The sequence below is a fragment of the Stutzerimonas stutzeri genome (genome assembly GCF_024448935.1).
Lineage (GTDB): Bacteria > Pseudomonadota > Gammaproteobacteria > Pseudomonadales > Pseudomonadaceae > Stutzerimonas > Stutzerimonas stutzeri_AO.
Map to the genome: position 1 here is coordinate 1 of NZ_JAMOIE010000060.1, position 11744 is coordinate 11744.

General features: G+C 61.9%; 9 protein-coding genes and 1 pseudogene. 1 reads left to right on the top strand and 9 read right to left on the bottom strand.

The features are described from left to right. From NA637_RS16505 to NA637_RS16515, 3 genes are all read right to left on the bottom strand, one after another. The coding region (locus NA637_RS16505; RefSeq protein WP_256073396.1) for a catalase at positions 1–770 on the bottom strand (770 nt) is incomplete at its 3' end. Positions 771–1126: 356 nt separating this feature from the next. Continuing rightward, complete coding sequence (pgm, locus tag NA637_RS16510) at positions 1127–2791, bottom strand: phosphoglucomutase (alpha-D-glucose-1,6-bisphosphate-dependent) (protein ID WP_256073399.1); 1665 nt, start codon at positions 2789–2791, stop codon at positions 1127–1129. A 452-nt stretch (positions 2792–3243) separates the two neighbouring features. Next, the gene (locus NA637_RS16515) at positions 3244–5829 is read right to left on the bottom strand and encodes a bifunctional diguanylate cyclase/phosphodiesterase (protein WP_256073400.1); all 2586 of its coding nucleotides are present in this window, start codon (positions 5827–5829) and stop codon (positions 3244–3246) included. A gap of 175 nt (positions 5830–6004) precedes the next feature. Between NA637_RS16515 and NA637_RS16520 the strand changes: the two genes are divergently transcribed. Further along, positions 6005–6430, top strand: coding sequence for a VOC family protein (locus NA637_RS16520; RefSeq protein ID WP_256073401.1), 426 nt, complete (start codon positions 6005–6007; stop codon positions 6428–6430). Between the two features lie 78 nt (positions 6431–6508). Here NA637_RS16520 and NA637_RS16525 read toward each other — a convergent pair. The 6 genes and pseudogenes from NA637_RS16525 to NA637_RS16550 form a co-directional block, all read right to left on the bottom strand. Beyond that, a pseudogene (locus tag NA637_RS16525) lies at positions 6509–6598 on the bottom strand (AraC family transcriptional regulator); the annotation flags it as partial. Between the two features lie 113 nt (positions 6599–6711). Next, entirely contained in the window at positions 6712–7500 is a 789-nt protein-coding gene (gene pcaD, locus NA637_RS16530; RefSeq protein WP_256073402.1) for a 3-oxoadipate enol-lactonase, read from the bottom strand. Between the two features lie 292 nt (positions 7501–7792). Next, positions 7793–8998 carry a 3-oxoadipyl-CoA thiolase gene (gene pcaF / locus NA637_RS16535; RefSeq protein WP_256073403.1) on the bottom strand — a complete coding sequence of 402 codons (1206 nt, stop codon included), beginning with the start codon at positions 8996–8998 and terminating at the stop codon, positions 7793–7795. Then, positions 8995–9789, bottom strand: a complete 795-nt coding sequence (locus NA637_RS16540; RefSeq protein ID WP_256073404.1) for a CoA-transferase subunit beta — start codon at positions 9787–9789, stop codon at positions 8995–8997. The genes pcaF and NA637_RS16540 overlap by 4 nt, the downstream gene beginning before the upstream one ends. Next, positions 9789–10646, bottom strand: coding sequence for a CoA transferase subunit A (locus NA637_RS16545; protein WP_256073405.1), 858 nt, complete (start codon positions 10644–10646; stop codon positions 9789–9791). Before NA637_RS16545 ends, NA637_RS16540 begins: the two co-directional genes overlap by 1 nt. Before the next feature lie 166 nt (positions 10647–10812). Further along, positions 10813–11655, bottom strand: coding sequence for an IclR family transcriptional regulator domain-containing protein (locus NA637_RS16550; RefSeq protein WP_272889176.1), 843 nt, complete (start codon positions 11653–11655; stop codon positions 10813–10815). Between the last annotated feature and the right edge of the window lie 89 nt (positions 11656–11744).

An 11744-nucleotide genomic window follows, 5' to 3' on the forward strand; every position in this document is an offset into this window, starting at 1 on the left:
TCGAACTCGGCATCGTGAGCGCTAAAAAATTCTGTCACAGCGTGACGAAACGCGTCGGGATCAGAGAGGTCCAGCGAGCCGTCACCAAGCGCGAGAACCTCCGGAGATGAGGGGAACACGCCGACTTTCGCCACATAATCACCGTAGCGAATCGGGGCCTGGCTGTAATAGACGTCAGAAAGCGGATGACGTGGCGGATGTCCGAAAAAGTCCAGTTTCGAACTGTCGCCCCCCGGCGCGTGCAGTGCCTGGTTGCCGGCTCGGGAGGCGGCTGACACCGCGTGTTTTACGCTTTCGGACATGGAGGTACTTTTCTCCAGGCCGAGCATGTTCGCGAGAAAGGTTTTGGCATCCGGTGCGGTGAATACCGGACCTGTAGCCAATACAAAATCCTGGGTGTCGTTGGTATGGCCAGGCAGCTTGTCGCCCTGCACATCGAGCACCTTGATTGCCATGCCCCGGTGGGTGGAAACGTCGTCTTTGAGTAATTCCCCCGGACCTTGCGCCAGGCGCACAAGTATCGGAAACGACCGTGATGCAGTAAACAATCCCTGGCGCAGCGCTTCGGGCAGGCTTTCGAGCACGTGCAACTCGCCTTTCAGTAGGCCGGTGCTTTTGGCGTGTGAAGCACGAACAGAATGTTTATAGCGCTCGGTAGTGATTTCACTCTCACGGGTCATCGAGGCGATGATCTTGTCTATGGTTTCCGCTTCATCGGGCTTGGTCTGCTCGAGATCGTCGTTGTAACGTATGCAAATAGGTGTGGACATGCGAATCTCTGCACGATATTTCGTGATAGAGACGAGCCCGACAGAGCTCAAGGTTATGACAGCCATTCTGATTAATCGACTGGTCCAGTGCGTCCCGAGTTCAACTAATCTGCTATTCGCAAGGTGGTCGTGGCTCAAAGGAAGGGCGGCCGCCCAGTAATGGCATTAAGTTCTCTCGATGATTTTAACTCGCTCAAGACAAGAACCGATGTTTAAGCCAAGTCAGCGTAGACTGGCTTGGCCTAATAACTGATTTCTTAATGTAAGTTACAAGCACTGCAAGCCCATTCCATCCTGCTGCCGGTTAATCACTATTCCAGCCGCCCTAGGCATAAGGAGACTGGACCTGCCGTTTCTTACCCAGCCAATACGCCATCCACCAGCGCCTTGGCTTCCTCCTGAATGCGCTTGAGGTGTGCTTCGCCCTCGAAGCTTTCGGCGTAGATCTTGTAGACATCCTCGGTACCGGACGGCCGCGCCGCGAACCAGCCGTTATCGGTGACCACCTTGAGCCCGCCAATAGCGGCACCGTTGCCCGGCGCTTCGGTGAGGATCTGGGTGATTGGCTGGCCGGCCAGCTCGCTGGCGGTGACCTGCGAAGCCGACAACTTGCCCAGCTTGGCCTTCTGCTCGCGATCAGCGGGCGCATCGATACGTTGGTACACCGGTGCGCCAAAGCGCTCGGTCAGCGCCTGATAGCGCTCGCCCGGGTCCTTGCCGGTGACGGCGGTGATCTCCGCCGCCAGCAATCCTAGGATGAGGCCGTCCTTGTCGGTGGACCAAGCACCGCCTTGCTTGCGCAGGAAAGAAGCGCCAGCGGACTCTTCACCGCCGAAGCCCAGGCTGCCGTCCATCAAGCCATCAACGAACCACTTGAAGCCCACCGGCACCTCGACCACCTTGCGGTCAATGCCCTTGGCGACACGGTCGATCATCGAGGATGACACCAAGGTCTTGCCGATACCCGCCTGGGCGCTCCATCCGAGGCGATGGGTGAACAGGTATTCGATGGCAACGGCCAGGTAATGGTTGGGGTTCAGCAGCCCGACGGAGCGCGCGACGATGCCATGACGGTCATGGTCGGTGTCGCAGGCGAAGGAGACGTCAAAGCGGTCCTTGTTCTCGATCAGACCGGCCATGGCGTGGGGCGAACTGCAATCCATGCGGATCTTGCCGTCCCAGTCCAGGCGCATGAAGCGGAAGGTGGGATCGACACGGGTCGAGAGCACTTCGAGTGGCAAGCCGTAGCGTTCGGCGATCCGAGTCCAGTAATGCACGCCGGCGCCACCGAGTGGGTCAACGCCGAACTCCAGGCCGGAGGTATGGATCGCTTCGAGATCGATCACCTGCTCCAGCCCACCTACGTAATGTTCGATGAAATCGAAGCGTTGGGTGGTGGGCGCCTTCAACGCTTGCGAATAATCCATCCGCTGCACACCCTTGAGGCCGGCAACCAGCAGCGCATTGGCGCGCTCCTGGATCCACTTGGTTACGCCCGTATCAGCCGGGCCGCCATTGGTGGGGTTGTACTTGAATCCGCCATCGGCGGGCGGATTGTGCGACGGCGTGATGACGATGCCGTCAGCCAGGGCGCTGCGGCGGCCGGCGTTGTATTCGAGGATGGCGTTGGAGATGGCCGGGGTCGGCGTGTATCCGGGCTCGCCATTGGTTTCGCTGCAACCGGCGTCGATGCGTGTCTCGATGCCGTTGGCTGCCAACACTTCCAGGGCGGATACGAACGCCGGCTCGGACAGCGCGTGGGTGTCCATGCCGACGAAGACCGGGCCGTCGATGCCCTGCTCTCGGCGGTAGTCGCAAATCGCTTGTGTGGTTGCCAGGATATGCCACTCGTTGAAGCTGTTCTTCAGTGACGAGCCGCGGTGGCCGGAGGTGCCGAAAGCAACTTGCTGCACCGGATCGGATGGATCAGGCCGCTCGCTGTAATACCGTGAAATCAGCCGCGGAATGTTGGTCAGGGTGTGCTCGTCGGGGAGGCGTCCTGCGTTGAGGTCGAGGCTCATCAGTCGTTCCTTTGGAAGATCAGTGGTCGATTCAGGCAAAACCCTGAGTTCTGCCGAGGCTGCCGAAGGCAAAATGACGGTGGCGGCCGACAGTTGTCTACGCGCTTCGACCATGCACCCTCGGGCTTTGGTTCCCTACAGTTACATCGAAAGCGCATGCGCAGCGGCCGCGCATGATAGAGCGCGCCGGGAATACCGACCCCCGTGTCCGATACCCTGATGCTGACCTGGCGCCCGCTGTGACCACCCCAGACGAACAGCCTCTGTCTCGTCGATATCGGCTCGGCTGGTAGCAATCGCCAGAATGCCTCCATCTGGCATGACATCACGCGCATTGATGCATAGGTTCAACAAGTCGCATCGACAAATGGTACAGAGCCGGCCGTGCGGGCAGAAGATAATTCAGACAAATGTTGAGTTGCGACTGCAGCGCAGTCCAAACGTCGAATAGCTCAACTCGCCCGACGATCGATGATGTAGTCGCCCAGCTTGGCCAGCGGCATAGGCTTGGCGAACAGGTATCCCTGTGCCTCGTCGCATCCCGACCGCATCAACTGCCGCAGCATATCGGCGTCCTCTACGCCTTCGGCCACGACACGCATGCCAAGCGAGTGGCACATTTCGGTCACCGCCTTGATGAAATCGAGACAGTTATCAGCCTTGGCGGTTGGGCAAAGGAAGGTCCGATCAAGCTTCACAACATCGATTGGATATTGGCGCAAATAGGCGATACCGGCGTACCCGGTGCCGAAATCGTCGATTGCAAGCCTGACACCAATCGTTCGCAGGTTGCTCAGGAGCTGGTGCGAAGTGTCGGTGTCTTCGATCAACCCGGACTCGGTCAGCTCCAGTTCGAGGCGGTGCGTATCCATCCCGGCCGCCTGCAATGCCCCGCTGACTTCGCTGCACAGCGTTGGCGATTTGAGCTGCACCGGTGACACGTTCACCGACAGCATCAGTTCGGTACCGATGCGGTCAGTCAGCTGCTGGATATCTTTGCACGCCTGCTGCAGCACCCAGTTGCCGATTTTGCCGATCAGCCCCGTGGTTTCGGCGATGGGTATGAACACCGCCGGTGATACCAGCCCCCTGCTTGGATGGTTCCAGCGGATCAGCGCCTCCACACCGCATGGAATGTCATCGTCCAGGCAGATGCGCGGCTGGTAATGCAGCACGAATTCATTGCGCTCCAGCGCTTCGCGCAGGTCGAGTTCGAGCGCCATGCGGTTCTTGGTCTCGATGCTCATCTCAGCCGAGAAGAATTGCATCCCGGTGCCGCCAGCATCCTTGGCGCGATACATGGCGATATCGGCGTGCTGCAGCAGCTCATCGATGCTGGTGTCGGGGTTCGGATACAGACACATGCCCATCGATGCCGAGGGGTAGTAACGTGTGCCAAGCACATCGCAGGGCAACTGGATCGCCCGCAGCAGATCAGTCGCCAGCCGCTCGGCCGAGCGCACGCCGTCAGGTAGATGAGCCACCACCACAAACTCGTCACCGCCCAGGCGCGCCACCAGATCACCGGACGGCAGCGCCTCGCGCAGCCGATGGGCGATCTGCACCAACAGTACGTCGCCGTAGCCATGCCCCATCGAGTCGTTCACTTCCTTGAAGCGATCAAGGTCGATCAGCATGATCATCAGTTGCCGGTTTTCCGGGATGAAATTGACCAACTCGCGCAAGTGCTCGTTGAGATAGGTTCGGTTGGGAAGGCCGGTCAAGGAGTCATGCGTGGCCATGTGGTGCAGCCGGTGCTCGACCTGCTTGCGGTCGGTGATGTCGGTCAACCCGCCGGACCATTCCTTCATAATCCCGCGATCATCGAAGATGGGCACTGCATGGCCCGCCATGTGCCGATACTCGCCATCCGCCCGACGAATGCGGCATTCCGCGCGCTTGTTGCTGTAGACCGAACGCATTTCCTCAATGACGGCTTCAAGCGCGGGACGATCTTCCGAATGCACGGCTTCGAGCCAGCCCTTGCCTCGCGATTGCTCGAACGTCTGGCCGGTGAATTCATTCCAGTCAGATTGTGGCTCGACGATGTCGACCAGCGGGCTGGTCGACCAGACCAGGCTGTTGGTGGCCCTGACCAATCCCCTGAACCGGCGCTCGTTGGCTGCCATTTTTCGCTCGACCTTGACCCGCGCCCGGTTGGCTCGTTCGCGCTGCACCAGCAGAGCCGCTGTATTGGCGAGCAGGGTGATTGCTTCTTGCTCCAACGACGACGGCGCTGCGCATACGCTGCTGTAACAGGCAAGGGTGCCCATCACCTCGCCGCGGTCAGAGACAATTGGTGTGGACCAGCAACCGCGCAGGCCATGCTCAAGCGCCTTGTCTCGGTGCCTGGCCCAGAACGGATCGCTGGCAATATCCACGGCAACGCTTGGCTTGCCGGTGCGTACCGACAGGCTGCAGGTGGTTTCATCGGAACCTGGGGCCATCGCATCGAGCGCAGCGACAAAATCTGAAGGAAGGCTGGACGCTTCAACGAATCGCAGCTTGCCATCCTCATCCAGGCGCATGATGGCTGCGCGAATGGTCCCAGCCGACTGTCTTTGGGCCGAGCGGGTAAGTTCGACCAGCACTTCAGTCAAGGGCGCACCGGCCACCGCCAGCTCCAGTGCGCGCATCTGCCCTTCGGCTATGGCCTCGGAGCGGCGGCAGTCGGTCACATCCTGACTGACGAAGTGCAGCGCCCGCAGCTCGGGGTGAGCGGTGGAGCGACCGGTCACGCTGACCATCTGCACACTGCTGTCGCCGACCAGAACACGGCACTCGAAGCGCACCTGGTCTCCGGTCGAGAGGGCGACAGCCACGTGCTCGGCGACCGGATCGCGGTCGTCGGGATGGATGTGTTCCAGGAATTCGGTGAGCGAGGTGCTGCCCAGTGCATAGGCATCGAGCGCATGGGAGACAGCCTCGACCGTCGCCTGGGTATCGCTCAGCGAGTCGTCCAGCTCGACGTACCACTCCAGCAAGCCAGCCGATTGCAGCGTGAAAGCAAGCCGGGATTGCAGATCTGGTTGGGCCATGCGGTTATCCAAATGTGTGTATAGCGGGCTTCTGGTTGGACCCATAGGGCTGGTCACCGTTCTGAGCCAGACCGTTATACGCAGCTATCGTTGAATCCGCACTTTATCAAGGGTATTGATAAGGGTGGCAAATTGGCAACATGATCGTTACGGCCCCAAACAGAAGGAAGCCTTGATGAGCCTCTCCCCTTTCCACCTTGCGATCCCTGTCCATGACCTGCCCGCCGCGCGCCGCTTCTATGGCGAAGTCTTCGGTCTCGCCGAGGGCCGCTCGTCCGAGCACTGGGTCGACTTCGATTTCTACGGCCATCAATTGGTCATCCATGAACACCCGCAGACGCCATCGCAGCAAGCGGCACAGACCAATGCCGTAGACGGTCACGACGTTCCGGTGCCGCACTTCGGCATCGTGCTCAACTGGCCGGAGTGGGAAGCGTTGGCCGAGCGTCTGCGTGCACGGGATACCCGGTTCGTCATCGAGCCCTATGTACGCTTCAAGGGCCAGGTCGGCGAGCAGGCAACCATGTTCCTCTTCGACCCCTGCGGCAACGCGTTGGAATTCAAGGCATTCAAGGACATGGGTCAGCTGTTTGCCAAGTGAGCTCTGCCGCCGCCGATCCTGGGTCAAGTAACGCAACGTGGACGGAACGATGATGCCGGGGAATGTCCCGCCACGCCGTCATGCACTCGCTGCGGCCTGCCATTCGCGCGGACTGGCGCCCGTCTTGCGGCGGAACGCGCGAGCCAACGCCGACGGGCTTTCGGCACCCCCGCGCCACAGCTGAATATTACCGGCGCGTGCAGCAGGACATGGGCGCCGGGCAGACCCGCCGGTTCATGCGCTCCACCGATGACGGCGGCACCAGATCGACCTTGTACGGCTCAATCGCAGAGAAACGCCGTTACCGGCCGGGTAAAGGCGTCGCCCGCCTCGACATTGGACAGGTGCGCAGCGTCCAGCTCGATCAGCCTCGCTCCGGCGACATGCGCTTGGATAAAGCGCCCGTGCTCGGGCGTCGTGACCGGATCCTTGCTGCCGCAAACAACCAGCGTCGGCACCTTGATCGCACCCAGCTGCTCGCGGTAATCGGCATCACGCACGGCCGCGCAGTTGGCGGCATAGCCGGCTGGTGAGGTATTGGCGACCATCTGGGTGATGCGATCCACCTCGACGGGATGCTGCGCCGCAAAGTCGGGCGTGAACCAGCGTGCGACAGAGGCGTCACGCATGTCGCGCATGGCCTGCTCGCCGCCTTTCAGCACGGTGTCGATGCGCTCGCTCCACACCTCGTCGGTGCCGATCTTCGCGCCGGTGCTGCAGAGCACCAGCCGCGTCAGCCGCTCGCCGGCGTTGACCCCCAGCCACTGACCGATCAGTCCACCCATGGACAGGCCGCAGAAGGCGAAACGGTCGATTCCCAACGCATCCACCAAACTCAGCACATCGCGGCCGAGCTGTTCGATGCTGTATGGCCCCGGCGTAACGGTTGAGCCGCCGTGCCCGCGCGTGTCGTAGCGCAATATGCGAAAGTGTTCGCTGAAAGCCGGCACCTGCGCGTCCCACATTTCAAACGTGGTCCCGAGCGAGTTGGACAGCACCAGGACAGGCGCGTCGACCGGGCCATCTAGACGGTAATTCAGTTCGCCGTCGGCGAGTTTGATGCTGGGCATTGGAACCTCCTGAAGTCGACATTTAACGATAGCCGCGCACGAGCGAGGCAGGCGCTGTGCCTGTCATAACACGCATCGTCACGCCATGGCAAAAGCCCCTCGAAGCGGCGGAAGCAATGGGCCGTAGACATCATGGTGCAACCCATCAACTGACGATTTGCAACGATCAAGACTGCAGGATGGGTGCAATCTATCAATCTATCAACCTGACGCTCTCGCAACGATCAAGCACAGGCGACCGCAGAATCGCCCGGCCATCCGGGCGCGCCTGACGAACACCCTGGGCGGCCGATCAGACCCTTTCAACCGCCAAGGCCAGGCCCTGGCCCACACCGACGCACATGGTCGCCAGCCCCAGCTTGCCGCCGGATTTTTCCAGCGCATGCACGGTGGTCAGCACCAGCCGCGCACCGCTCATGCCCAGCGGATGACCGAGGGCAATGGCACCGCCCTGCGGGTTGACCTTCGGGCTGTCGTCTTCGAGGCCCAGATCGCGGGTGACGGCCAGCGCCTGGGCGGCGAAGGCTTCGTTGAGTTCGATGACGTCGAAATCGCCGACCGCCAGATTCAGCCGCTCGCACAGCTTGCGCACCGCCGGTACCGGACCGTAACCCATGACCCGCGGCGCCACGCCCGCGCTGGCCATGCCGAGCACCTTGGCGCGAGGTTTGAGGCCGTACTTCTGCACCGCGTCGGCACTGGCCAGGATCATCGCCGCCGCACCGTCATTAACGCCCGAGGCATTGCCTGCGGTGACGGTTTTGTCCGGACCATTCACCGGCTTGAGTTTGGCCAGCGCCTCGGCCGAGGTGTCCGGCCGCGGATGCTCGTCGGTATCCACGACGGTGTCGCCCTTGCGGCCCTTGATCACCACCGGAACGATCTCTTCAGCGAAGAAACCAGCCGTCTGCGCCTTGCCGGTGCGCTGCTGGCTGCGTAGCGCGAAGGCATCCTGGGCCCCGCGGCTGATCCTGTGCTCCTCGGCAACATTGTCCGCGGTCTGCGGCATGGCATCGACGCCGTACAGCTCCTTCATCCTGGGATTGATGAAGCGCCAGCCAATGGTGGTGTCCTCGATTTTCTGGGTGCGGCCGAATGCGGTGTCGGCCTTGCCCATTACATAGGGCGCGCGGGTCATGGACTCAACGCCACCGGCGATGGCCAGTTCCATCTCACCGCAGGCGATCGCCCGGAAAGCGCTGCCCACCGCGTCCATGCCCGAGGCGCAAAGACGATTGAGCGTCACACCTGGCACGGTTTCCGGCAGCCCGGCCAGCAGCGCGGCCATACGCGCGACGTTGCGGTTGTCCTCGCCGGCCTGGTTGGCGCTGCCCATGAAGACCTCTTCGACCGCCGCCGGGTCGAGCCCGGGGTTGCGTTCGAGCAGCGCCTTGATTGGCGTGGCAGCCAGATCGTCGGTTCGCACAGCAGCCAACGCGCCACCGAAGCGGCCAATGGGCGTACGGACTGCATCACAGATAAAGACGTCGCGTGTCACTCGTCACCTCCAGTTTGTCCATGGGCGGCAGCGGTGCGTGCCTCCAGGGCGCGCAGCGCTTGCAGTTCAGTTTCGGTCGGTGCCGCGGTTTCGCCCAGTTGAGCGGCGAAACGAATGGCCCAGCCAGTGTTCTCGATCACCTGTTCGCGGGTCACGCCCGGATGCAGCGAGGTCACCACGAATTCGTTGGACCCCGCTTCGGGCTCCATGATGCAGAGGTCCGTGATGATCCCAACCGGGCCATTGCCGGGCAACCCGAGCTGCTTGCGGTGCTCACCGCCTTCGCCGAAACCGACCGACGTGATGAACGCCAGCTTGTCGACAAAGGTGCGGTGCGACTGCTTGAGGATGATCAGCACCTTTTTCGCCGACCCGGCAATTTCCGGTGCCCCGCCCGCCCCTGGCAAGCGAACTTTCGGTTGATGATAGTCGCCGATCACCGTGGTGTTGATGTTGCCGTACCTGTCCACCTGCGCCGCCCCGAGGAAACCGACGTCGATCCGCCCGCCCTGCAGCCAATATCGAAATATCTCGGCGGTCGGCACCACGGTGTCAGCCGTCTCCGCCAGCTCGCCGTCACCAATGGAAAGCGGCAGCACCGAGGGCTTCGCGCCGATCGGGCCGGACTCGTAGATCAGCACCACTTCAGGCGCGTGGGTCAGCCGCGCCAGGTTGGCCGCCTTGGATGGCAGCCCGATGCCGACGAAGCAGACGCTGCCATTACCCAGGCGTCGGGACGCGGCCACGGTCATCATTTCGTTGGTGCTGTAGTCCTTGACCTGAGCGCTCATCACTTGGTCTCCTGTTGCGCGGCCAGCTTGGACTGGAACGCTGGGAAATCTTCGGTGCCGCGGATGAATTCATCGATCCAGGCGGTGAAGGTGTCGCGGTCGCGAGCGATCGGGTCCCACTGCTGGTAGAAGCGGTTGTCGCGCTCGTAATAGCCATGCGCATAGGACGGATGCGCGCCACCGGGCACCCGGCACACAGCGCTCAGGGCCCAACTGGGCAAGACACAGCCATTCATCGGCGCCTGCAGATCGTCGACGATTTCCTCGACGGTGACGATGCAGCGCTTGGCGGCCAGCGCGGCTTCCTTCTGCACACCGAGAATGCCTGCGATCAGTACGTTGCCCTTGCGGTCGGCCTTTTGTGCATGGATCACGGTGACGTCCGGGCGCACGCTGGGGACGGCCGCCAGCGTTTCGCCGGTGAAGGGGCAGTCGATGAACTTGATCCTCGGGTTGACCTTCGGCAGATCGGAACCGAGGTGGGCGCGCAGCACGGCGAACGGCAGGCCGGACGCGCCAGCGACATAGGCGTTGGCCAGATCCGCATGGCTGTGTTCTTCGATTTCCAGCGGCTGCGGCCACTGTTTTTCCACGGCGTCACGCAGGCGGTGCAGCGAGCCGACCCCGGGATTGCCGCCCCAGGAAAACACCAGCTTTTTAGCGCAACCGGCGCCGATCAGCAGGTCATAGACCAGATCCGGGGTCATCCGCACCAGAGTCAGGTCCTTTTTGTCCTGGCGAATGATCTCGTGCGCAGCGGCAGTTGGAATCAGATGGGTGAAGCCTTCAAGGGCGACGGTATCCCCGCTGCTGACGAAGCGATCCACTGCTTCGCGAAGGGAAAGGAGTTCAGCCATGGGTCGGTCTCGTGTTGGTGTATGGGTGAGCAGAGAGCAGCGCGTGCCATCAACACTAACTACCGAATCAAACCAGAACAATCCGATAATCGAATCATTGTGCGATTATCGAACAGAACCGTACCCATCCCGAGAAGCCTTGAAAACGGACACCGGCGGCACTCGATCAGTGGAAAAGTCGCGTGCTCAGTTCCCTGCTCGCCTCCAGCAGAACCGGCAGGAAGCGGGACTCCAGCTCCTGCTTGGTCACCCGGCTCGCATGGGTGCCAACGTTGAGTGCGGCCAGCACTTGCCCGGCAGAGTCCTTCAGCGGCACCGCCAGCGAGCGCAAGCCGACCTCAAGCTCCTGATCGATGATGACCCAACCCTTCTGCCTTATTTCCTCAACCGAGGCACGGATCGCTTCAGGTGTATGCAGCGTGCGGCTGGTCTTGACCTGAAGATTCGCGTGTTCGAGGTACTCCGTCAGTGCCGCGTCGTCCAGCGCGGCCAGCAGGATGCGGCCCATCGACGTGCAGTAGGCCGGCAGGCGGCTGCCGACGCTGAGGTCCACCGAGATCAACCGCTGGGGCGTGGCCGATCGCGCTACATACAGCACTTCGTCGCCTTCCAGCGTGGCCATCGAGCAGGCTTCGTGCAGCTCATCGCTGAGCCGATCGAGGATCGGCTGCGCCGTCACCGCCAGCGGCGTCGACGACAGATACGCGTGCCCGAGCGTGAGGACTTTCGGCAACAACGAATAGGTTCGCCCATCGGTCGTGGCGTAACCGAGCTTGATCAGTGTGTGTAGGCAGCGACGCACGGCCGCGCGGGGTATTTCCGTGCGGTGACTGATCTGCGCGATGGTCAGATGACGTTTGCGCTCCTGGAATGCATGAATCACCGCCAGCCCCCGCGCCAGCGACGTCATGAAGTTCGGGTCGCCGGTCAGCGCCTCGATTCGCTTGGCGGGCGAGGCGATGATGGCCGGCGCCATGAGGGCAAGGCTGGGGCGAGATTCGGCGGTCATGAGCGGGCGTCCGTGGCGGATGGGCGATGGGCGATGGGCGATGGGCGATGGGCGATGGGCGATTATCGTTCTCGCATCCGATAATCGCA